Origin of the sequence: Azospirillum cavernae (assembly GCF_003590795.1) — a bacterium.
Classification (GTDB): domain Bacteria; phylum Pseudomonadota; class Alphaproteobacteria; order Azospirillales; family Azospirillaceae; genus Azospirillum; species Azospirillum cavernae.
In genome coordinates, this window is the sequence record NZ_QYUL01000003.1 from 244,864 (window position 1) to 270,554 (window position 25,691).

Annotated in this window: 3 protein-coding genes; all 3 read right to left on the minus strand. The window is 72.3% G+C overall.

The genetic code is table 11. The features are described 5' to 3' along the window. Positions 1 to 11: 11 nt before the first annotated feature. Genes D3877_RS21025 through D3877_RS21035 form a run of 3 tightly spaced genes read right to left on the minus strand, consistent with a single transcriptional unit; the run spans position 12 to position 25,431 of the window. On the minus strand, positions 12 to 3,515 hold the full coding sequence (locus tag D3877_RS21025; protein WP_119832747.1) for an AMP-binding protein: 3,504 nt from the start codon (positions 3,513 to 3,515) through the stop codon (positions 12 to 14). Beyond that, positions 3,512 to 20,539, minus strand: a complete 17,028-nt coding sequence (locus D3877_RS21030; protein WP_119832748.1) for a non-ribosomal peptide synthetase — start codon at positions 20,537 to 20,539, stop codon at positions 3,512 to 3,514. Before D3877_RS21030 ends, D3877_RS21025 begins: the two co-directional genes overlap by 4 nt. Further along, entirely contained in the window at positions 20,536 to 25,431 is a 4,896-nt protein-coding gene (locus D3877_RS21035; protein WP_147395247.1) for a polyketide synthase, read from the minus strand. Before D3877_RS21035 ends, D3877_RS21030 begins: the two co-directional genes overlap by 4 nt. Positions 25,432 to 25,691: the final 260 nt, after the last annotated feature.

Genomic DNA, 25,691 nt, shown 5'->3' on the forward strand with positions numbered 1-25,691 from the left:
TGCGCGCCCTATCACCCATTGACCGCATCCAACCAGCTCCGCAGACACTCCGCCAATTCGTCCAGCCAGGGCTTGACCAGCATTTGACCGTGGGTGCCTTCCATCCAGCGGAGAGTCACCCCGCCCGACGGCAACGGCCCCCAGCCGTTCAGCGGGTCGCCGGACACGCCGGGCGCCTGCTTGGTCTCGACCTTCGGACGAACGAGCAGCAGCTTGCCATCGAAGCCGCGCGGGCGATAGCGCACGGCGGCCAAGCCGTTGTTTTGGAACAGCGCCATCAGGCGGCGCATCCCGGCGCGGTCCATGCCGTCGGGCAGGAAATGGCCGCCTTTGCCGCGTTCCAGGATCAAGTCGAGCCGCTGTTCGGGCGTCAGCGGGCGCAGGGTTTCGGCGTCGAACAGGCCCATTTCGTCGAACAGGGCGGCCAGATAGTCCGACTCGTCCTTGCGCAGCAGGTCGCGCACCACGTCGGGAATCGCCACGCCGTCCAGCACGGCCACGGCGCGGACGTCCACGCCCGCGCGCTGCAACTGGCAAGCCGCCTCCCACGCCAGCAAGCCGCCGAAGCTCCAGCCCGCCACCGCCACCGGCCCGTCGGGAACGACGCTCTTGGTGGCGGCCAGATAGGCGGCGACCATCGCCTCGACCGAGGCGTGGAGCGGCTGGCCTTCCTCCAGGCCATAGCTTTGCACCATGTAGACCGGCTGGTCGGGGCCAAGCGCCTCGGCCAACTCGCGGTAACACAGCACGTTGCCGCCGACCGGGTGGAAGCACAGCAGCGGCACGCGGGCGCCGCCCGCGTTGACGGCGACGACCGGATGCCAGTCCGACGCGTCGCCGCGCCGTTCGATCAACGCCGCCATGCTGGCGATTGTCGGGCTGGTGAACAGCTCGGCCAGCGGCAGGCGGACGCCGAACTCCTGTTCCGCCGCCGCCAGCAGCCGCACCGCCAGCACGCTGTGACCGCCCATGGCGAAGAAATCATCCTCGCCATCCTCCACCGGGATCTCAAGGATGCGGGTCCACAGCGCCGCCAGCCGCTTTTCGGCGTCGGTGGCGAGCGGGCGGCGGGTCCGGTTGGGGCGGGCGTTGAGTTCGGCGGGCGGCGGCAGGCGGCGCTCGTCGAGCTTGCCGTTCGCCGTCATCGGCAAATCGTCGATGGCGACCAGCCAGGACGGGATCATCCAGGCGGGCATGGCGGCGTCCAGATCGGCGCGCGCCTGCGTCGGGTCAAAACCCGGACGCGGCACGACATAGGCGACAAGCAGTTTGTCGCCGTCGCCGCGCGGGTCGGCGGCGACCACGGCGACGCGCCCAACCAGCGGATGGGCGGCGAGCTTGGCCTCCACCTCGCCCAACTCGACGCGGTAGCCGCGAATCTTGACCTGCCGGTCCTCGCGCCCCAGGAATTGCAGCAGCCCGTTCGACAGACGGCGGGCCATGTCGCCGGTGCGATACCAGCGTCCCCCGGCCTCGTCGGTGACGAAGCGGCTGGCGGTTTGCGCCGCGTCGTTCAGATAACCGCGCGCCAGCCCGCGCCCGCCGATGCGGATTTCGCCCGGCATGCCGTCCGGCACCGGCCGCCCGGCGCCATCGGTCAGGTTGACCAGGATGTTGTCGAGCGGCAGGCCGATGGGCGGGGGCAGATGCTCGGCCCAATTGACGGCGGTCATGATGTGCTGGGTGGCGCAGACGCAGCTTTCGGTCGGGCCATATTGGTTGACGATTTTCAGATCGCCGTGGGCGGGCAGGCTGTAGAGGCGACGCAGCATCTCCGCCTTTACCGGCTCGCCGCCCAAAATGGCCAGCCGGACCGACGTCGCCGTTCCGCTGTCGTGCCAGTGATCGACCAGCATGGCGAACAGGCTGGGGGTGCCGTCGCAGACGTCCAGCCCGTGCGCCTCGATGAAGGCGTGCAGGCGGGCGGGGTCGCGGCGCGTCTCTTCGCCGGGGATGTGCAGGGCGTGGCCATTCAGCAGCGCCGTGCCGATGGAGTGCATCGACCCGTCGAAGGCGAAGGCGAAAATGCAGTTCAGCGCCAGTTGATCGCCCTGTCCCAGCGGCTCATACAGAGTCCGTTCGATGGCGTCGGCCAGATTGACCAGCGGGGCGTGTTCGACCAGGACGCCCTTGGGCGTTCCCGTGGTGCCGCTGGTGAAGATGACGTATGCGCCCTGGTCGGGCGTGATCGTGACGGCGGGCGGGCTGTCCGACAGGCTGTCGAGCGCGCGGCGCCCGTCGAGATGGCGGCATGGCTGCGCGCCCTCGCCCCGGCCATCCAGGCGGATGACCAGATCGAAGCCGTAGGGGGCCGGGTCGAAGCCCGGCGCGTCGATGGCGGAGAATTCCAGCGAGGGCTTTTCCGCCCGCTTGGCCGCCCAATCGCGGAAGAAGGCGGGGGGAACGAAGAAATCGTCGCTGAAATCCAGGCGCGTCGCGTAGCCCTGCCCGGCGTGGTCGCGGGCGAAGGCGGCCAGATCGGCGAGATAATCGTCCTTGCGCTCCAGATTCCACAGGCTGCCGAGGAACAGCGACCCGCCCGGCGCCAGCAGCGTCACCGCCTTGTCGAGAATGTCGGCGAGATAGCCGAAGCCGGGGAAGCTTTCGATCACGCTGTTGAAGACGATCAGATCCAGGCTGCCCGGCTCCAACAGGTCGATGTCGTGCGAGGTCAGATGACGCCCGGCGACGTGGGTCAGCCCCAGCTTGCGGGCGTTGGCCTCCACCCGCTCGGCGTTCAGGCGGCTGATGTCGGACGCGATGTAGGATCCGCACAGCGGCGCGACGTGCCGCATGGTGAAGCCTGACGCGCAACCGACCTCCAGCACCCGCGACGACGGGGTGAGAAGCGGCGCGGTCTTGGCCCGCGCGTTGGCGCCGAAGGCGGCCAGCGCCTCGCCCGGAATCGGCAGCCCGGTGAAGGCGCTTTTCCAGCCGCCCGCCCCGGCGTCGTCGGCTTGCTCCCCGGCCAGATGGTCCCACAGCTCGGTGGACATCATCACGCCCGGCGCTTCGATCACCCGCTCGGCGTCGTCAGCGTCCAGGCACAGGCCGTGGCGCAGGGTCGGGCAGCGCCATTGCAGGCTGCGCAGGTCGCCCAGCGCGGCGGCCTCGGTGACGACGGCCTCGACCCCGGCGGCGTCGATCAGGGCGCGACGGCGGCTGAGCGGTTGGGTGGGGTCGAGCGGGACATAGACGCAGCCCGCCTTCATGACCCCGACCATGGCGGCGAGCGCGCCGCGCTGGCGGCCCATCATCACGCCGACGCGGGTTTCGCGCGCCAGCCCCTCGCGGGTCAGCCATTGGGCGATGCGGTTGGACCACAGGTCGAGCGCGCGGTAGCTGGTCGATCCAACCTCATCCACCAGGGCCGGGGCGTCGGGACGCCGGGCGGCCCAGGCGGCGACGCGCGAGACGATGGTGTCGGTCGATGGGGCGCTGGCGGCGGCGGTCAACGGAACGGGGGCCGCCGTCGGCTTGGCGCTGGCGTCAAAGACGAAATCGGCGATCCTCATTCGGCGGCATCCTTGTTTGCGTGGTTCACAACCATCGAGGCGAATTGCTCCAGATAGGCCAGCCAGCGTTCCGCCGTGGCCCGGTCGAACAGGTCGGTGTCGTATTCCAGGGTCAGCGTGCCGCCGTCGCGCCGTTCGGTCAGGAACAGCAGCAGATCATGCTTGGCGGTCGGCGTGCGGATCGCCTCTTCCAAGGCCCCGCCAAAGGCCGGATCGACCGGGCGCCCGCCGCCGAACAGGCGGTCGCCCAGCGCGTCGGCGCAGGCCGCGTCGGCGTCCAGATCCTCAAAGCGCTGATACTCGAACACCACGTTGATGAGCGGCTGGCGGTTGGCGACGCGGCGGGGGGCGACGCTGCGGACCAGCAGATCGAACGGGAAGTCGCGATGGTCCATCGCCGCCATCATCGCGGCGTGGACCTGATCGACCAGCGCCCCGAACTCCGTCTCGTCGCCGATGCGCACGCGCAGCGGCAGGACGTTGACGAAGAAGCCGATCAACCCCTCCACCTCGGCCCGGTCGCGCCCGGCGACGCCGAAGCCGATCACCAGATCGCCCTGGCGGGTCAGGCGGTAGAGCAGCCCGGCGAACATCGCCAAGGCGGTTGACGCGCTGGACGCCCCGCGCTGGCGGGCGTAGGCGGCCAAGCCCTGGGTCAGCGCGGCGGGCAGGCTGCGGCTGATGGTGTCGCCCCGGTGCGATTGCACCGCCGGGGCCGGACGGTCGGCGGGCAGCGCGACGCTGTCCGGCGCGTCCGACAGGATCGAGCGCCAATGGCGGGCGGCGTCGGTCCAGTCGCGGCGGTTCTGCCACACCGCGAAATCGCGGTAGGCCACCGGCAGGGCGGGCAGCGGGGCCAGCGCGTCGCCGCCGGGACGGGCGGCGCGGTACAGCCTGCTCAACTCGCGCAGCAGGATGCGCGACGACCAGCCGTCGCCGACGATGTGGTGCAGCACCAGCAGGACCAACCAGCCTTCGCCGTCACCCGGAAGATCGTTGTTCGGGTCGAGAAGGCTGGCCCCCATGCGGATGGCGCGGGCGCGCAGCAGCGGCGGCGCGGCGAGGTCGAAGGGGGTGGCCGCTTCGCGCCGGGCCAGACGCAGGCTTTCGCCGCGCGGGTCGGGGCTGGCCGACAGGTCGTCCACCGCCAGGGGCGGCACGGCGCTGGCGGCGACGCGCTGGCGGATCGCCCCGTCCTCTTCGATGAAGCCGGTGCGCAGAGTCTCGTGACGCTCCGTCAGGCGGGTCAGCGCCGTCCGCAGCGCGTCGAGATCGAGCGGCCCACCGAAGGGCAGGGCGAAGGTGATGTTGTAGGCGGCCCCGCCCCCGGCGGATTCCCCCTCCATCCGGCTGGCCAGATAGAGCCGCGCCTGGGCGTGGCTGGCCGGGTGGCTGGGGGCGTCGGGAACCGGAACGATGTCGTCGCTGGCCTCGGCGTCGTCGTCGATCAGGGCGGCCAGACCGGCGACGGTCGGGGCGGCGAAGAAGCCGCGCATCGACAGCCGCACCCCGGTCGCCTGGGCGATGCGGTTCACCACCTTGATCGCCAGCAGCGAATGACCGCCAAGATCGAGGAAATTGGCGTCGCGGTCGGCGATTTTGCGCCCAAACACCTCGCTGAACACCTCGGCGACCAGGGTTTCCGCCTCGTTGCGCGGCGGATCGCCCGCCGCGTCGTCGTCGTTGGCCTCCAGCGGCGGCAGCGTGGCGGCAAGCTGGCGGCGATCGATCTTGCCATTCTCCGTGACCGGCAGCGCCGACACGGTGACGAAGCGGCGCGGCGTCATGTAGGCGGGCAGACGCCGCCCCAGCCAATCGCGCAGCGCCGCCGCGCTGGGGGCCTCGCCCTGCGGTTGGACGCAGGCGACCAGCACGCCGTCGGCCTCGCTGTCGCCCGTCGGGTCGGGCAGGAACAGAACGGCGCTGTCGGCGATGGCCGGATGGCTGTTCAGCGCCTTTTCAATCTCCTCCAGCTCGATGCGGTAGCCGCGCAGCTTGATTTGCCCGTCGCGCCGTCCGCCGAACTCCAGCGCGCCGTCGGCGCGCCAGCGCCCCAGATCGCCGGTGCGGTAGAGGCGTTCGCCGCTGACCGGGTCGGTGACGAAGCGATCCGCCGTCAGGTCAGCGCGGTTGAGGTAGCCCTCGGCCAGCCCCAGCCCGCCCAGCAGAATTTCGCCCCACACCCCGGTCGGGGTCGGCGCGCCGCCCGGTTCGACGACGCGGACGGTGGTGTGGGCGATGGGACGGCCCAGCGGAACCGGCCCCGGCGTCGCATCGGCGGCGCTGATGTGGCGCAACGTGGTGAAGGTGGTGTTTTCCGTCGGCCCATAGGCGTTGAGGAAGGTCACGCCGGGGCAGGCGCGGAGCGCGCGCGCGGCGTGCGGGGCGCTCATCGCTTCGCCGCCCGTCACCACAAGGCGCAGGTTGGCGAAGCTGTGCGGGTTTGCGTCCACCTGCCGGTTGAACAGCCCGGTCGTCAGCCACAGCGCGCTCGCCTGATGGCGGGCGATGGCGGCGGACAGCGCCGCAGGATCCAGAACCTCCTCGCGGTTGGCCACGCACAGGCGGCCGCCGTTCAACAAGGTCGCCCAGATCTCGTAGGTCGAGGCGTCGAAGGCCAGCGGGCCGGTCTGCATCACCCGGTCTTCCGCCGTGATCGTCAGATCGCCGCCGCCCAGCGCCAGCCGCAAAATCGCCGCCTGCGCCACCACAACCCCCTTGGGCGTTCCGGTGGAGCCGGAGGTGTACATCACATAGGCCGGGCCGCTGGCGGGCGGGCGGGTCAGGCTGTCGGCGACCAGCCCGGCCAGCGTTTCCGCCGACAGGATTCGGCGCTCGGGGTTGGGGGGAAGCTGGGCCAGAACCGCCCGTCCGGCGGCGTCGGCGATCACCGCGCGGCAGGCCGAATCCTCCAGGATCCAGCCGATCCGCTCGGCGGGGTAAGCGGGGTCGAGTGGGACATAGACCGCCCCCGCCGCCACGCAGCCCAGCAGCAGAAGGATGGCGTTGGCGTCGCGTTCGACATGCAGGGCGACGCGGTCGCCGGACAGGATCCCGGCCTCCCGCAGCGCGCGGGACACCCCGGCGACGCGGCGCAGAAGGTCGGCGTAACTCAAGGCTTGGTCGCTTCCAACCAGGGCGACGGCGTCCGGGTTGGCCGCCGCGCGGTCGGCCAGCGCGCCGAACAACCCGCGCTCCAGCGGCAGCGGCGGCGTGGCACCGGCGCCGACGGCGGCGAGCCAGCCGCGCTCCTCCGCGTCGGTCAGCGGCAGGCTCGCGGTCAGGGCGTCGGGCGGCGCCGTGACCAGGGCGGTCAACAGGGCGCGGAAATGACGGCCCATCCGCTCCATGCGGTCGCGGTCGAACAGATCGGCGTAATACTCGACCGCCATCACCATATGGTCGGGCAGGTCGCGGACATAGAGGCCAAGGTCGCTCTTGCCATCGTGGCGGGCCAGCCCGAAGGGCGTCAGCCCGTCCTTGACCCGCGTTTGCCCGGCCCCCTCGGCGAAGTTCATGTAAGAGAGCGTGACCTCCGACAACAACGCCCGGTCGGGCGAGGCGGGCGGGGCCAGATCGGCCAGCAGCCGCCCCAAACCATAGGCGCGGTGGCGCATCGCCTCGGAATGAGCGGCGTGGGTGCGTTGGATCAGGTCGGCCACCGTGTCCTCGGCGCGAACCCCCAGCCGCAGCGGCAGCAGCGAAACCAGCATGCCGGTCATCGCTGCCATCGCCGCGCCTTCGCGCGAGTTCACCGGCACGGCGAAGACCAGATCCTCAACGCGGGCGTAGCGGGCGAGCAGCAAGGCCCAGGCCGCCGTGACCACGGCGAAGGGCGTCGTCCGCCGTTCCGCCGCGAACGCGCGCAGGCGGCTGACCGTATCCCAGGCGATGGGAAATTCGGTGGTTTCCGCCCGCCAGGTGTGGCGCGCCGGGCGGGGATGGTCGGCGGGCAGGTCCAGCACCGGCAACGCGCCCTTGAAACGGTCCAGCCAATAGCCGCGCGCCTCTTCAGGCGCGGCGGCCCCTTCGCCCGAACGGCTCCACCACGCGTAATCCTTCAACTGGATGGTCGGGGCCGGGTCGGCGGCGCCGTCATACAGCGCGATCAGGTCGGCTTGCAGAACCTCCATGCTGAAGGCGTCGGCGAGGGAGTGGTGAACGTCGAGCAGCACCGCGCGCGGCCTTCCGGCGACGCGGCCCAGCAGGATCCGCACCGGCGGCTCGTCCGTCCACAGCGCGAACGGGCGCACGGCGGCGTTGAGCGTCTGCAACAGCCCCTCGTCCGTCGGGCAATCGACCTCCTCGATCCGCGCCGGGCGGGGGGGCAGGATCGCCATGGTCGGCTCGTCGGCCTCGCTGGCGGCGGGGATCAGGCGGGTGCGCAGGATCTCGTGCCGGGCGACCAGCGCATCGAGCGCGGCGCGCAGCCGGTCCATGTCCACGTCCGGCGGCAGATGCAGCCCATTGGGCAGATTGTAGGCGGTTCCCATGTCCGCCGCCGCTTCGGCGCGCAGCACGGCCAACTGCTCCCACGCCACCGGGTAGCGGTCGCGTTGCGGGGCGGGCCGCAGGCCGTTGCCTTGCGGGCGCTGTTCGGCGGCGCGGCTGCGCAGCCGCTCGGCCAGCTTGGCGACGGTCCCCGTCTCGAACAGATCGACCAGGGTCATCATCTGGCCAAGGTCGCGGACCACCTGTTCGACGATCTGCATCCCGCCGATGGAATCGCCGCCCAGCGCGTAGAAATCATCGTCCGGCGCCACCGTGTCATAGCCAAGCACGTCGGCCCAGACGGCGGCGAGCGCCGCCTCCAGCGCCCGCGCGCCGCCGGAGCGTTTGGCGCCGCTCCGCGCCGACGTGATCGGAGCGGGGGCGCTTTGGGCCGGGGCTGTCGGTGTGGCTTGGGCGGGCGCGCTTTGCGGAGCCAGCGCCGCCTTGATCGTCGGGTCGAGGATGGCGACCTGCGGGGATTGCGTGGCCAGAGCGCGGCGCAGCAGCGGGCCGACGTCGGCGGGACCGGCGTCCACGCCAATGCTGCGGCCCTTCAGCAGGCGGGCGGCCATGCCGACCTCGCGGATGCCGCACCAGTCGATGGACAGCGCCGGTTTGCCCCGGCGGCGGCGTTGCGCGGCGAAGGCGTCGAGGAAGGCGTTGGCCCCGGTGTAGGCGGCGTGTCCGGCCCCGCCGGTCAGCCCGGTCAGCGAACCGGCCAGGACGAAGGCCTCCACCGGGTCGGCGGCGGTCAACTCGTCGAGCAGGCGGGCGCCCTCAACCTTGGCGGTCAGCGCGTTGACATACGCGGCGACGGCGCGCTCGCCGCTGCCCAGAAAGGCCCCGTCGGCGACCCCGGCGTTGTGGACGACGGCGGTGATCGGCCCCATCTCCTCACGGACGCGGGCGAGCGTCGCCGCCAGCGCCGCCCGGTCGGCGACGTCGCAGGCGTGGACGGCGACCCGCAGCCCGGCGGCGCGCAACGCCGCCAGCAGCTCCCGCCGCCGGACGGAATCGACGTCGTCGCCGGTCGGCTCGCCGCCGCGCGACAGCAGGGCCAAGGCGATTTTGCCCCCGGCGGCCAGCGTGTCGGCCAGCATCAACGCCAACCCGCCCGTGCCGCCCGAAACGACGCAGCAGCCGGAGGTCGGCCATGCGGCGTCCTCGGCCTTGGCCTCGGTGGGGTGGAAGCGGCGGATCAGGCGACGGCCCCGCCGCCACGCCACAGCGCGCGGGTTGCGTTCGAGAACCGCCAGTTCGGCCAGCAGGGCCGCCGGGCCGATGGCGTCGTCGCAATCGATGTAACGGGCGGTCAGCATCGGTTCTTCTTGGGCGGCGCAGACGACCACGCCGTAAATCAGCGCCTGGAAGGGATCGAGCGTGTCGGCGCCCTCCGCCGCGAAGGCCCCCTCGCCCAGCGCCAACAGGCGGGTGGGGTGGCGCAGGGCGGCCAACACGGACCGCATCGCCGCCGCCGCCCGAATCCCGGCGTCGGGACCGCTGGCGGGAACGAAGAGGATGGCGGGGTGATCGGCGCCGCCAATGCGGGCCAGGGTTTCTGCGTCCGGGGCGGCGCTGCCGCCGCGCGCGGCCAGACGCCCGGCGGCGCTGAGATGAGCGGCCAGACGGTCGGCCAGCGGGCCTTCGCCGATCAGAACCACCGGCCCGCCGGGATCGGCGGCGGACACACCGGCGGTGGTCAGGGGCGCGGCCTCCCACACCGGCAGGGCCGGGGTGAGGTCGCCCGTCGTCCGCGCGCCGGTCAGCCGGGTCCAGCGCAGGGCCAGCAGGCTGACGGCGATCCGTCCGTTGTCGCGGTCGGCCAAATGAATGTCGGCCTCCGCCCCGTCGGCGGTGGCGCGGCGGGTGACGTGGGCGACGGGATCGGCGGGAAGCGGGCCGTGGATCAGGATGGTTCCGCAGCCGGTCGGCACCATGCCGCCCTCTTCCAGGGCTTGGCCGGTGGCGACGTCGAGCAGGCCGGGGTGCAGGCGCACGCCCTCGTCGCCCGACGGCGCGCGCAGCCAGGCCAGCGATTCCCCCGAGCCGGGGGCGACACGCTCCAGACAGTTCCAGCGCGGGCTGACCTCGACCACGCCGTTTCGGCTTTGGAAGGGCGGGACGTCGCCGGGCGGGGCGCAGCGCGCCGCCAGGGCGGCAAGGTCGAGCGTGTCGGCGACCAGCGCCGGTTGCGCCGTGACGGTCGCCTTGGCGAAGGTCTGCCAACGCCCGTCCAGCGTCCGCCCGGTCAGGGTCGCCGCGCCGTCGTCGGCGAGGCTGAGCGTCACCGTGCCGGGGGCAAGCTCCGCCGGGCGCAGCGGGCGGATCCATCGCAGATCGTCGATGCGGACGGGGCTGTCGGCCAGCGCCTCGGCCACCAGCGTCGGGAAGCCCATGCCGACCAAAGTCGGCGCGCCCTCCAACCGATGGTCGGCGACCGGCCAAAACCGCTCGGCGTGCGCGTCCACCGGGTGGAAACGCCCGTGCTGAGTCACCACCGCCGGACCCAGCAGGCCAACCGGAGCGGCGACCATGGCCTGGGCGGGGGACAGGTCTGGCAGGCAGCGGCGGCGGGCCAGCGGGGCGGCGGGCAGATGAACCCGCCCGGTCGGAATGTCCTGCGGCCACAGCAGGCGCGCGCCGCCGACGAAGGCGGTCGCGGCGGCCAGCGCCGCGTTTTCGTCGCGATGCAGGACGGGATGAGCCTCCGCGCCGTTGGCGCGGGCGGCGGTTCCGGTCAGCGCCAGCCCCTCCACCGCGTCGGGCGCGGCGGCGAAGACGGCCAGACGGGCCATCAGATCGCCCCGGTCGCGCACCCACACCGCCAGCCGGGCGTCCAACGCGTCGCGCCCGTCGGTCAGGGTGCGGGCGACGTCGGCCAGCGGCCAATCGGGATGGCGGCGCAGCGCCGTGACCAGCGCGCCCGCGTAGCCGCGCAGGCTGTCGGCGTCGGGGGCCGAGAGGCCAACGGCGAACCAGCCCTCCGCCGATTGGGCGCGGCGGACGACGAGCGGCGCGGCCTCCACCACCACATGGGCGTTGATGCCGCTCAGGCCAAAGGCGCTGACCCCGGCGCGGCGCGGGCCGCCCCGGTCGGCCAGCGGCGTCAGCGCGCGGGCCACCGCGACGGGGGCCTTGGCGAAGTCGATGCGCGGGTTCGGCGCGTCGAAGAAGGGCTGCGGCGGGGCGTGGTCGTGGATCAGGCACAGCAGGGCGCGGGCCAGCCCCAGCGCCCCGGCGGCGCCGTCGAGATGGCCGTAATTGCCCTTGGCCGAGCCGATGGCGGCGAAGCCGACCTCGGTGGTTTCCGCCGACGCGGCGCGGGTCAACCCGTCAATCTCGATGGGATCGCCCAGCGCGGTTCCGGTGCCGTGCGCCTCGACGTAGGACAGGCTGGAGACCGGAATCCGGGCGTCGCGGGCGGCGGCGGCGATCACCTCGGCCTGGGCCGCCGGGTTGGGGGCGGCCATGCCGCTGCTCGCCCCGTCCTGGTTGACGGCGCTGCCCAAAATCACGCCGTGGATGGCGTCGCCATCGGCCAGCGCGGCGGCCAGCGGGCGCAGCAGGAAGGCGACGGCCCCCTCGCCCATGCCGGTTCCGTCGGCCCCCTCGGCGAAGGCGCGGGTCCGCCCGGTGGAGCTGTCGATGGTCAGGCGTTGGCCGTCGGCGGGCGGCGTCAGCAGGGTTTTCGCCCCGCCGACCAAGGCCCACTCGCAATCGCCGTCGCGCAAGGCCCGGCAGGCGGCGTGAACGGCGGCGAGCGAGGCGGAACAGGCGGTGTCGATCAGCGCCGCCGGTCCCCGCCAATTGTGCAGGAAGGACAGGCGGGTGGCGATGTTCGACGCGACGTTCAGCGCGAAGATCTGCTCCACCCGGTTGGCCGCCGCCCCGCGCATCAGCGCGTCGCGCCACGCCGTTCCCGGCACGCCGCCGACGAAGACGCCGACGTGGGCGTCGTCCAACGCCGCGCCGCCGCGCCCGGCGTCCTCCAGGGCGCGCAGCGCGGTGTCCAGGAACAGCCGCTGTTCGGGATCGAGCAAGGCGGCGTCGGCGGGCGACAGCCGCAGCCGCTTCGGCTCAAAGCCCATCACGTCGTCGAGATAGGCGGCCTCGCGGAAACGGTCGGGCTGCGGCAGCCCCAGCGCGGCGAGCAGGGCGCGGGTTTCCGCCTCGCGCCCGGCGGGCAGCGGGCGCACCCGGTCCACGCCGGTCGAGACGTCGCGCCAGAATCCGGCGAGATCCTCGCTGCCCGGCAGGCGGACGGCCATGCCGACAATCGCGATGGCGTGCGGGGCTTCGGCGGCGGGGGCGTTGGTCTGTGGCATGGCGGCGGCGGGGCGGTCCGTGTTCGGCAAGGGGGTGGTCTGCACAGGGACAGGCGCGGCGGCGGATGGAACCACCCGTTTGGCCTGTTCGGCGATGGTGGCGCAGGCGAACAGGTCGGCGACGCCGAACACGCCGGGCCAGCGGGCGTTCAGCCGCTCGTGCAGGCGGATCACCAGCAGGCTGTTGCCGCCCGCCTCGAAAAAGCCGTCGCGCGGTCCGGGTTCCGCGTCGGGCAAGATGGTCCGCCAGATGGCGCGGATCTCGGCCTCCACCTCCGACAGCCGTTCCACCGGCGCAGCGGCGGCGGGACGGTCCAGCGGCGCGCCGGTCAGGTTTTTGCGGTCCAGCTTGCCGCTGCTGGTCAAAGGCAGCCGGTCCAGCCGGAAGAAGCGGGCGGGGATCATCGCCTCCGTCACCCGGTCGCGCAGCAGGGCGCGCAGCGCCGCCGAGGTTACGGCGCCGCCGCGCGTCAGCGCATAGCCATGCAGTTCGGTCAGGCCGTCCACCGTGACGGGGACGACGACGGCGCGTTCAACGTCCGGGTGGCTTTCCAGCGCGTGTTCGATCTCGCCGGGTTCGATGCGCTGGCCGCGCACCTTCACCTGATGGTCGATGCGGCCCAGATACTCGACGGTCCCGTCGCGCCGCCAGCGCCCCAGATCGCCGGTGCGGTAGAGTCGTTCGCCCGGTGCGGACGGATCGGCGATGAAGGCCGCCGCCGTCAGTTCGGGCCGGTTGACGTAGCCGCGCGCCACCTGCGGCCCGCCCAGATGGATTTCCCCGGCGACCCCGATGGGGGTCGGCGCGCCGCTGGGGTCAAGCACATGCACCGTGGTGTTGGCGATGGGACGCCCGATGGGAACCACCGCGCCGCCGGTCCAGGGCGAGCAGGGTTGCCACGTCACGTCCACCGTCGCCTCGGTCGGGCCGTAGAGGTTGTGGAGCTGCGCGCCAAAGGGGCGGTGCAGCAGCCGGTCGAACCGTTCGACCAGCGCCGGGTCCAGCGCCTCGCCGCTGGCGAAGACGTAACGCAGGCGCGCCAGCTTGGCGGCGTCGGCCCGGCCATCCTCCAGACAGGTCAGGAAGGCGGCGAGCATCGACGGCACGAAATGCAGCACGGTCACGCCGTCGCGGGCGATCTGTTCGACCAGCGCCTGCGGGTCGCGCTCCGCGCCCGGCGGCGGCAGGGCGACGGTGGCCCCGGTCCAACCCCACCAGAACAGCTCCCACACCGACACGTCGAACGTCGCCGGGGTTTTTTGCAGGATTACGTCGCCGGGGCCGATGGGGAAGGCGCTTTGCATCCACAAGACGCGGTTCAGCACCGAATGCTGCTCCACCGCCACCCCCTTGGGCCGCCCGGTCGAGCCGGAGGTGAAGAGCGTGTAGGCCAACCCGTCCGGCCCGCCCAGATCAAGCGGTTCCGCCTCCTCAACCCCGCCCAGCTCCAGGACGCGGGCGGACAGCCCGTCGAGCGGCGCGCGGGAATCGGCGGTCGCCAGCACCAACGGGCGGCCCAAATCCTCCAGCATTCCGGCGATCCGCGCCGCCGGTTGATCGGTCCCAAGCGGGGCGTAACCGGCGCCGGCCATCAGGATTGCGTGAATGGCGATCAGCAGTTCGGGCGAACGCGGCGCGCAGACGGCCACGCAATCGCCGGGCTTGACCCCGGCGGCGACCAGACGGCGGGCGACCGCCCCGGCCCGCGCGGCGAAGGTCCGGTAGGACAGCGGCGGCTGGCCGTTCCACAGCAGGGCGGGCGCGTCGGGCGTTTGGGCGACGCGGTCCAGCAGGGGGCGGATCAAGCTGCGCCGGGTGTCGAGCGGCGCGCGCGTGTCGTTGAAACGGGCCAACAGGGCGCGTTCGGACGCGGGCAGGATCGGCAGGCCGCCGACGCTGCGGTCGGGATCGGCCAGCACGGCGGCGGTCAGCGTGTCCAGCCGCTCGAACAGGGCGGCGATGGTCTCCGGCTCGAACAGATCGGCGCTGTGTTCGATCTGGCAGAGGATGCGGTCGCCACGCCGCCCGAAATGGAATCCCAGATCGAATTTGGCGAAGGGGAAGGAGATCGGAACCGGGCGGGTGGTCAGGCCGGGCAGGGCGGGCGGCGCGCCGTCTTCCGATTGCCAGACGACCAGCACGTCGAACAGCGGATTTCGGCCCAGATCGCGCGGCGCGCCCACGGCCTCCACCAGCGCCTCGAACGGGCAATGCTGCTCGGCGACGGCGTGCAGGCAGGTGGCGCGGGTGTCGATCAGCAGACGGCGGAAGCCGACCGCCGGGTCGATGGTTTGGCGCAGCACCAGGGTGTTGACGAAGAAACCGACGGTGTCCTGCACCTCCGTCCGGTCGCGCCCGGCGACCAGGGTGCCCAGCGCCAGATCGCTTTGCCCGGTCATCCGGTTCAGCAGGGCCTGGACCAGCGCGGTGACGACGGCGAAGGGCGTCGCCGATTCCGCCCGCGCCAGCCGGTCGAGCGCGGCGCTGCGTTCGGCGTCGAAGGTGAATTCGACGGTGTCGCCCCGGAAGCTTTTGACCGGCGGGCGGCGGTGGTCGGTCGGCAGGTCGAGCGGCGCCGGGCGCGGGGTCAGCCGCTCCACCCAGCGGGCGAGCAGGGCCTTGCCCTCGGCGCTGTCGGCGTGGTCGCGCTGCCAGGCGGCGACGTCCTGGAACTGGACCGCAGGCGCGGGCGTCGGCGCGGCAGGCGCGCCCAGGGCTGTGGCGTAGAAGGCGGCGAGGTCGCGCAGCAGGATCCCGGCGGACCAGCCGTCCATGATGGCGTGGTGCAGCACCAGCAGAACGCGCCAGCGGTTCGGCGCCAGCCGCATCAGCGCGGCGCGCGCCCCGGCCTCCCGCTCCAGCGCGAAGGGGCGGGACAGTTCGGCGATCTGGCGGGCGGCGGCGGCCTGATCGGGGTCCGGCTCCGCGCTGAGATCGACGGTTGTGGCGACCAGCGCGCCCGCCGGGAACAGCCGTTGGCGCGGACGCCCGTCCGCCCCGGTCACGACGCGCAGCCGCAAGGCGTGGTGGCGCTCCTCCAGCGCCGTCAGGGCGCGGGCGAGCGCGGTTTGATCCAACGCGCCCTCGGCCTCGAACGCCAGCGGCACGTTGTAGACGCCGCTGTCGGGGAACAGCCGCTGCATCACCCACAGCCGTTCCTGCCCGGTGGACAGGGGAAACCCCTCGGCGGGTTCTGAGACGAGGCGCGCGACGGGCGGAAGCGGCATGTTGGCGTCAGTTTTTCCGGTGGATTTGGTGGAATCGGCGGCGGGGGTGGCGGAGGTCGGCAGCAGCGCGGCGATGGCCGCGACGGTGCGGGCGGCGAACAGGGCGCGCATCGACACCCGCGCGCCGCTCTCCTCGCTCAGCCGAGCCGACAGCCGCATCGCCGTCATCGAATGGCCGCCAAGGTGGAAGAAGTCCGACGCGGAGTCTAGCGCGACGCCGGGAAATTGCTCGGCGAACAGGCGCAGGACCAGCGCCTCGGCGTGGTTGGCCGGGGGCGTCGGGGCGGCGGCGAGGCTGGGGGCGGTGGCGTTCATCACGGCGGCGACCAGCGGCAGCAGGGCGCGGCGGTCGCGCTTGCCGTTGGCGTTGACCGGCAGATTCGGCACGACGATGAAGCGCGCGGGCATCATGTAGATCGGCAGTTGTTCGGCCAAGCGCCGCCGCCACGCGCCCTCGCCCGTCGGGCTGTCGGCGGCGACGCAGGCGACCAGCGCCTTGTCGGCCCCGCCGCCGGTGACGAGAACGACGGCGTCGCGCACGCCCGCGCACCCGGCCAGCACGGTTTCGATGGCCCCGGTTTCGATGCGGTGGCCGCGAATTTTCACCTGACCGTCGCGCCGTCCGGCGAATTCGATCACGCCGTCGCGCCGCCAGCGGGCGATGTCGCCGCTGCGGTAAACCCGCTCGCCGCCGCTCCAGGGCAGGGTGACGAAGGAGTGCGCCGTCAGATCGGGCCGCCCGGCGTAGCCCAGCGCCACCCCGTCGCCGCCGCACAGCAGCTCGCCCCAGACGCCGACCGGCACGGGGTTGAGCCGTTCGTCGACGATGTGGACGCGGGTGTCGCTGATCGGTCGGCCAATCGGAATCGCCCCTTCCAGATCGGCGGCGGTGATCGCGTGCAGGGTGGTCAGGCAGGAATTTTCCGTCGGGCCATAGCCGTTGAGCAGGGGCAAGCCCGGACAAGCGGCCATCACCTTGCGGACATGCGGCGGGCTGAGCGCTTCGCCGCCGGTCATCAGCAGGCGCAGAGTCTTGAAAATCCCCGGCGATTCGTCGGCGGCGCGGTTGAACAGACCGGCGGTCAACCACAAGGTGGTGATCCCGCTGGTCGCCAGCGCGGCGCCCAGCGCCTGCGGGTCCAGCAACTCCTCGTCGTCAAAAATCCGCAGACTGGCTCCGTTCAGCAGGGCGCTCCACAGCTCCAACGTGGTGGCGTCGAAGGCCAGCGGGGCCAATTGCCCCATCACGTCGTCGGGGCGCAGATCCAGAACCTCGCGGTTCAAGGCCAACCGGGCGACTCCCCGGTGCGGAACCACCACCCCCTTCGGCGCGCCGGTGGTGCCGGAGGTGAACATCACATAGGCGGGCGATCCGCCGTCTTGCCGCGCCGGGCTTGCCGTCGCCGGGCTGGCGGGCAGGGCGTCCAGCCGCAGGATTGTGCTTCCGGGGATGTCCGCCAGCCGGGGGGCCTTGGCGGCGTCGGTCAGGATCAGGCGGGCCTCGGCGTCCCGCATCAGTTGGGCGGTGACGGCGGGCGGCAGCTTGGCGTCGAGCGGCAGATAGGCCGCTCCGGCTTTCCAAATGGCGAGAATGGCGGCGACGGCGTCAAAGCCGCGCTCAACCGCCAGGGCGACGGTCGGCCCGACCGGCCCGGCGGCGAGCAGCGCCGCCGCGACGCTCTCGGCCCGGCGGTCGAGGTCGGCGTAGGTGATGGTGTCGCCGTTCGACCGGCGCAAGGCCACGCGGTCGGCGTGCGCCGCCGCCGCCAACCGCCACAGATCGGCGAGGGAGGCGTCGCGCGGGTAAGGGCTGGGCGCGGGGTTGAAGCGGTCGGCCAGCAGGCGGCGTTCGGCGTCGGGCAAGACGGCAAGGTCGCCAAGGGCGGAATCCGGGCGGGCGGCGGCGTCGAGCAGCAGGGCGTTCAACCGCGCGGCCAGCGCGCGGGCGTCCTCCGAATCATAGAGCCATTCGTCATGCTCCACCGTCAGCAGCGCGCCGCCGTCGGGCTGCCGACCGACGATGAAGGCCAGATCATATTTCCCCGCGCCCAACAGCGGGTCGAACCAGTCGCGCGCCGATGGCTCGGCGTTTTCCAGAACGGCGACGACGTCGTAAAGGGTCGTCGGCTCGCCGCCGCGCGCGTCCAGCATGTCCTTCATGATGTGACGCAGCGGGTAGGTCTGGTGGGCCAGCGCGCCGGTCAACGTCCGGCGGGTCGCCGCCAGATGGGCGGCGAAGGGCTGGTCGAGCGCGCCGGAGAAACGCAGCGGCAGCACCTCGACAAAGCAGCCGACCAGATCGGCGTGCTCCGTCTCCGTGCGCCCGACGAAGGGGGTGGCGACCGACACGTCGCGCCCGTCGCTCTTCAGCCGGATCATCAGGGCGCTGACGGCGGCCATCAAGGCCACGGTCGGGGTCGTGCCGCCGGTCTTGGCGATTCGGTCCAGCGCGGCCATCGTCGCGGCGGGCACATCCAATTGGGTGCGGCGACCGCGCGGGGCCGCGCCGGGCGGACGGGAACGGGGGGCGGCGGGGTCGCCAAGCTCCATCCCGCGCAGGGCGTCCAGCCAATAGGCGCGGTTGGCCGCCATGGTCGCGGCGTCGGCCAGCCGCCGGGCGGTCAGCGCCATCGGGGTGCAGGTCAAATCCGGCAGGTCATGCGGTTGTCCGCCGCCCGCCTCATCAATCAAGGCCACCACGTCGCGGCGCAGGACGTCGAGCGACCAGCCGTCGATCAGCGTGTGGTCGGCGGTCAGGAACAGACTCCCCGCTCCGTCGCCATTGACGAACAGGTGAAAGCGGTAGAGCGGCCCGCGCTCCATGTCCATCGGACGGGCCAACTCCGCCCGCATCACCGCGACGCGGGCGGCGGCGTCCAGCCCGTCATGAATGGTCAGATCGACCGGCCCCGGCGGGGCGACGCGCTGGATGATCGCGCCGTCGCGCTCGCACAGGGTCGTGCGCAGGGCGGGGTGACGGGCGGCCAGCCGCTCCAGACCCGCGCGCACCGTCGCCGGGTCGGCGAAGCGCGCCAGTGGAATCAGCAGCGGCACCGACCAGGCGGTGGAGGACGGATCGTCCCGCCGGGTCAGCCACATGCCCTCTTGGCCGGGGTTGGCGGGGTGCTCCTCGGCGGTCGCGGCGCTGACGGAAACGGCGGGCGTCGGCGCGGCGGGCAGGGCGACGCCGTCGATCAGGGCGGCCATCTCCATCAGACGGGTGGCGCCCAGCGCCTGGGCCAATTCGATCCGCCCCAGTGGGCCGCTGTTCACCATGTTGATGACCCGCATCAACAGCAGGCTGTGGCCGCCCAGAACGAAGAAATCATCCTCCCGCGCGGTCGGCGGGGTGGCGAGAAATTTTGCCCAAACCGCCGCCAACGCCCGTTCGGTCGGGGTGGCGAAGCCGTCCGCTTGCGGCGCCGGGGCCAGCGGGGCCAGCGGAGAGCGGTCGAGCGGGGCGTCCCAGAGGCGCGGGGCGTCACGCAAAAAGGCGCGCAAATGGTCGGCCCACCCGGCGACGGTGGCGGCGTCGAACAGGGTCGCCGCGTAGGTCAACGGCCCTTCCAGCGCGCCGTCGGGCGCGGTTTCCAGATTGAGCGTCAGCTCATAGCGCGCCGCCGCGTTGTGGCTGGGCAGCACGGCGACGCTCAAGCCGTCCAGCGCCGGGGCGGGAACCGCGCGCGGCTGCATGGCGAACACCGCCTGAACCAGCGGCGTGGTGGCGCGCGAACGCGGCGGGGCCAGCGCCTCCACCAGCTTTTCAAACGGCACGCGCTGGGCGCTCATGACGTCGAGCGTGCGGTCGCGCAGTTGGGCGACCAGCGCGCCAAAGCTGTCCGCCGCCCCGACGTCCACCGGAATCGCCACGGTGTTGGACAGATAGCCGATCACCGCCTCTTCATCCGCGTCCTCGCGGGCGGCGACCGGCGCGCCGATCAGCAGGCGCGACGCCCCGCTCAACCGGGCCAGCAGCAGCGCCCAGGCGGCGAGCGCCGCCATGTAGGGCGTCGCGCCCGCCCGCCGTGCGGCGGCGGCCAGCGCGGCTGCGGCTTCCGGCTCCACCCGCAGGGAGAGGGCGGCGCCGCGCCCGTCGGCGACTGCCGGACGCGGTCGGTCGGTCGGCAGATCCAGTTGGGTCGGATAGCCGTCGAGCAGACGGCGCAGCCGTTCCAGCGCGGCGTCGAAGCCGCCCGTCGCCAGCGCCGCGCGTTGGGCGCGGGCCAGATCGGCCATGTCGCGGGCCAGCGGCGGCAGGGCGGCGGGGCGTCCGGCGCGGGCGTTGTTGTAGGCGGCGGCGAGGTCGGCGCTGAACAGGCCGTTGGACCAGCCGTCCCACGCCGCGTGGTGGGCCGACACCGACAGAACATGGCGGTCGTCGGCCAGGACGAACAGGGTGACGAGGACGTGCGGATCGGTCGCCAGATCGACGGGCCGATGGGCGGCCTTCTCAAGCTCAGGGTCCAGCCGTTCGGGCGCGGCGCGCAAATCGACGACGCGCGCGGACAGCGAATCGTCCGTCGGCGGGGCGATGCTTTGCGCCGGGCCGTTGGGGCCGTCGTGAAAGCGGGCGCGCAAGGCGCCATGGCGGGCGGCGACCGCCGACAACGCGCGGTCCAACGCGGCGCGGTCCAGCGGGCCGGTCAGCGCGAAGGCCAGATGTTCGGTGTAGCCGCCGTTCGGCCCGCCGGGCTGCCCGACCTCCAGCCGGTTGAGGAACCACATGCGCTCTTGCCCGGAGGACAAAGGCGCGGTGACGGGAGCCGCGACGCTGGATGGTTGGGCGAGGCGGGCGAGCAGGGCCGGGCGCAGCGCCCGCACGCGGTCCTTCAGCGCGTCGTCGAAAGCGCCGGGCGGGGCGTCGTAGCCCAGCTTGCCGTCCTGGGTTTTCAAGCGGATGTCGCGCGCCGCCAGATCGGCCAGCAAGGCGTCAACGCTGTCCATGGTCACGCCGCCGTTCGTCTTGATGTCGCCCGTCACAACCAACCCTCCTCACGACCAGCGTCTTCTTCGGCGCTCTGTTTCTTAAAATCCGGTTCTGGCGGCGTTTCCACCGCTAGCAGTCGGGCCAGCCCGGCCACGGTGCCAGCCCGGAACAGCGCGCTGGCCGCCACCTCGCAGCCCAGCCGCGTCCGCAGCCGGGTGGCGATGCGAACGGCGATCAGGGAATCGCCGCCCAAGGCCAGAAAATCATCGTCCGGGACAACCTGCGGCACGCCCAAAACATCGCGCCACACGGCGGCGATCACCGCCTCCGTCGCGCTGACCCCGATCACGGGCGCGTCTGGTGCGGTCGAAATGGCGCTGTCCGTCGCGACGGACGTCACGGTCCCCGGCTCGATCCACAGCCGCACCGGCGCGAAGGGATAGCCCGGCAGAGTCGCCCGCCGTTGCGAGCCGCCCGCCGCCGCCCGCCGGTCGATGCTTCCGCCCGCCACCCAGACGCGCCCCACAGCGGTCAGCAAGGCGGCGTGGCCGTCGCCGCCGTCCAACGGTTGGGCGGGGATGGCCTGGTTTTCCGGCGCGCCCGCGCCGCGCGCCAAGCGGCTCAGCGTCACGCCGGGACCGGCTTCGATCAGCAGACGGGACGGGTCGGCGTCGATCAGGCGGCGCAGCCCGTCGGCGAAACGCACGGTTCCGCGCAGATGGCGCGCCCAATAGGCGGGGTCGGTCGCTTCGTCCGCCCGCAGCCAATCGCCGCTGACGTTCGACAGGATTGGAATGGTCGGGGCCGCCAGCGGGGCGCGCGCCAGCTCCTCGGCGAAGGCGTCGAGGATCGGCTCCATCAGCGCCGAATGGAAGGCGTGCGACACCGCCAGCCGCCGCGCCGGTTTGCCCAGCGCCGCGACCATCTGGGCCAGCGCGGCGATCTGCGCCTCGTCGCCCGCCGCGACGCATTGCCGGGGGGCGTTGACCGCCGCCAGATCGGCGCCGCATTGGGCGAGCAGCGGCAGAACCTCGGCCTCCGGCAGCGAAATCGCCAGCATCGCCCCGCGCGGGGCCGACGCCATCAGCCGCCCGCGCGCCGCCACCAGCCGCAGCGCGTCCTCGAACCCCATCACCCCGCTCAAGGACGCGGCGACATACTCGCCCACGCTGTGGCCGATCAGGGCGTTTGGCCGGATGCCGAGGGATTCCAGCGCCTTGGCGGTCGCGTATTCGGTGACGAACAGGGCCGGTTGGGTCAGCAGCGTTTCCGACAGCGCCGCCGTGGCCCGCGCGTCGGCGGGATCGGCCAGCAGCAGGGCGCGCAAGCCCTCCGCCGGGCCGCCGCGCAAAATCCGGTCGGCCTCGTCGATCACGGCGCGGAAGGCGGGAAGGGCGCGGTGAAGGTCACGGGCCATCCCCGCCTGTTGCGCCCCTTGGCCGGGGAAGAGAAAGGCGGCGGCGACGCCGCCCGGGGCTTCGCCGTTCAACAGCCCGCCCGCTTTGCCGCCCGCGCGCAACGCCTCGGCGGCTTCGGCGGGGGTGGCGGGGGTGGCGGCGACGACGGCGCGGCGACAGCGCAGGGGGCGGCGGCGGGCCAGCGTTGCGGCGGCGTCGGCCAGCGGGACGTCGTGCGCGGTCAGGTGATCGGCCAGACGGTCGGCCAGTTGGTCGCGGGCCTCGGGCGTGGCGGCGGACAGGGTCAGCAGCACGGGGCCGGGGGCGGGGGCCTCCGCTGGTGGTTGGACCGGCGGCGCGGCGGCGAGGATGGCGTGAATGTTGGTGCCGCCCATGCCAAAGCCGCTGACCCCCGCCAGACGCGGGCGATTTGCCGGGCCGGGGAAGGGTTCGGCGTGCGCGTTGACGCGGAACGGCCCCTCGGCGAAGGGAATGCGCGGGTTGGCGTCGGTGAAGCGCGCGGTGGGCGGGACCACGCCATGCTCCAGCGCCAGAGCCGCCTTGACAAGCCCGGCCATGCCGGATGCCGCGTCGAGATGGCCGATGTTGCCCTTGACCGACCCCAGCAGCGCACTGCCCGGCGCGCCGCCGCGATAGACGAGGTTGAGGGCCGTGACCTCGATGGGATCGCCCAGCAGGGTGGCGGTGCCATGCCCCTCGACAAAGCCGATCTGGTCGGGCGTGACGCCCGCATCCTCCAGCGCCGCCGCGATGGCGCTCGCCTGCCCATCGACGGAGGGGGCGGAAAAGGCGGCCTTGCCCGCCCCGTCGTTGGCGATGCCGACGCCCTTGATGACGGCGTGGACGCGGTCGCCATCCTCCAGCGCGTCGTCCAGCCGCTTCAGGACCAGAACGGCGGCCCCGGCCCCGGCCACCACGCCGTCGGCCCCGGCGTCGAAGGGACGGCACTCCCCAACGCGCGAGGCGATGCCGCCGTCGGCGTGGATGTGGCCAAGGGGGGAGAACATGCCCAGCGACGCGGCGCCGGCCAGCGCCACCCGGCAGCGCCCGGCCCGCAGGGAATCCACCGCCGTCACCGTCGCCGACAAGGCGGTGGAGCAGGCGCTGTTCACCGTCATCGCCGGGCCGGTCAGCCCCAGCTTGTAGGCGATGCGGGTCGCCGCGAAATCCTTGTCGGCCCCGACGACGGTGGAAAAGCGGTCGGTTCCACCGGCGAAGCCGATGCGGTCGCGCAGATTGTCCACCAGATAGCTGTTGAAGCCGACCCCGGCGAAGACCCCGACCGGCCCGTCGCTGTCCGGCTCGCAGGCGGCGTCTTCCAGCGCGTGCCACGCCAGTTCCAACAGGATGCGTTGCTGCGGGTCAATCTCCGCCGCCTCGCCGTGGCTGTAGCCGAAGGGCTGCGGGTCGAAGCGGTCGGTTCCGTCGATGGCGGCGTGGGCCGGAACGAAATCCGGGTGATCGACCAGGGCGGCGGGCGCGCCGTTTTGGCGCAAGGTCGCGGGATCGAAGCGGCGGACGCAGTCGGCTCCCGCCATCAGTACATCCCAAAAGGCGGCGCGGTCGGACGCGCCGGGGAAGCGGAAGGCCATGCCGACGATGGCGATGGCGCCATCGTCGGCAGCCGCCCGGCGGCGGGCCTTGCGGCGCGGCGCGGTCGTCGTGGCGGCGCCGCCCGACAGATGGCGGGCCAGCGCGGCGACGCTGGGAAAGCGGAAGAGATCGACGGCGCTCAGCCGTTGGCCGGTGGCGTCCTCAATCGCGATCAGGGCGCGGGGGACATGCAGGGAATGCGCGCCCATCTCGAACAGATTGGCCCCGACATCCACCGTCGGACGGCCCAGCAAATCGGCCCAGACGGCGGCGATGCGGCGCTCCAGCGATGCGGCGTCCAGAGTCGCGGTCGGTTGGGGAGCCGTTGCCGGAGCGGTTGCCGAAACGGCGGGCATCGGCAGCGCCTTGCGGTCGATCTTGCCCGAGGGCAGGGTCGGCAGGCTGTCCAGCGTCAGAATATGGGCGGGAACGGCGGCGGCGGGGAGCCGTTCGCCCAGCCAACGGCGCAAAGCATCCAGATCCGGCGCGCCTGTGACATCGCCGGTGATATGGGCGACCAGCGCCGCGCCGCCCGGCGCGTCCTCCCACTTGCCGACGCTGGCGGCGGTGACGCCGGGGAAGGCGCGCAGGGCGGTTTCGACCTCGCCCAACTCGATCCGCTGGCCGCGAATCTTCACTTGATCGTCTTGTCGGCCCAGGAAAGCGATCTGGCCATCGGGCAGCCAGCGGGCCTGATCGCCGGTGCGGTAAAGCCGCTCGCCGGGCGCGCCGAAGGGATCGGCGATGAAGGCCTGGACCGTCGCCTCCTCCATCCCAAGATAGCCGAGCGCCAATCCGGCGCCGCCGATGCACAGCTCGCCCGCCTCGCCAACCGGGACGCGGCGCAATTGATCGTCCAAAATGCGGACGCGGCAACCGGGCAGCGGCGCGCCGATGGGAATGTCGCGGTCGGTCGCGGTCGGATCGGCGCGCCAGCCGGTCGCGTCCACCGTCGCCTCCGTCGGGCCATACATGTTGAAGACGGCGACCGGCCCCAGCGCCGCGTTGATGCGGGCGGGCAGATCGGGCGGCATCCGTTCGCCGCCTAACACGACGCGGCGCAGGCTGGGCAAACCGCCCGGCGGCGGGCGGCGCAACAGCGCCTCCATCTGCGAGGGCACAAAATTCAGATGGGTGACGCCGAAGCGCGCCGCCTGTTCCCAAAAGGCGGTCGGATCAAGCAGGGTGTGGCGGTCGGGCAGCCACAGGGTTCCACCGGCGCAGAGCGGGAAGAACATCTGTTGCAGGAAGGGGTCGAAGGCTAGAGTCGATCCCGCGCACAGGACCTCGTCGCCGCTGACGCCGAACCACGCCATCATCGACAGGATGCGGGCGGACAAGGCGCGGTGCGGCAGCGCCACCGGCTTGGGCCGCCCGGTCGAGCCGGAGGTGTGGTAGAGCGCGGCGACCCGATCCGGGTCGGCGACCCCGTCAGCGGTGAGCGGCGGGTGATCGCCTGGATCATCATCCAGATTCAGAACTGGAACTTCGTCGCCGAACAGCGCGCGGGTGTCGTTGGTGGCGAGGATCAGACGGCAGCCCACCCCCTGCGCCATCGCGCGCAGCCGTTCGGCGGGCAGGGCCGGGTCCAGCGGCACGACCACCCCGCCCCATTCGAGAATCGCCAGAAACCCTACGGGAATCGCCAGATCGGCCACCGCGCACAGGCCGATGGGCGCGCCGGGGGGAAGCCCCGCCGCCGCCAGACGGGCGGCCCAGCGTCCGACCCGCTCGTCAAGCGCGCGGTGGCTCAGGCGCCGGGTTCCGTCCCGCTCCAGCACGGCGAGGGCGTCGCCACGCGCGGCGGCGGCGTTGATGCAGACGGCGCTCAGCGGGCGTTCGCCAATTCCCGGCGGCAGGCTCGCCCCGTCTTCCCACGACGTGGGGGGAAGGGCGGCGGCGGGTGACTGTTCGGGCGATGTCGCGTCGTGCACGGAGCCACTCTCTGGGCGATTTGCCTGTTCCGATGCACGGCATAAGGGAATTTTGTGGAAACATAAAGCGAGAAATAGTGACAAAATCCATACAGCGTGGATGTTATCTTGCTAGAAAATAAAAATGAAATTCATGTTTCTTGCGTAAAATAGAGCCGCATCTCGCTATGGATACAGCCAGAAATCATAGATTGCTGTTTGCCGCCTAAGCCTCTTGCGCCAGTAACCTACGAGTGAATGCCGAAATGATTGGATGGCTG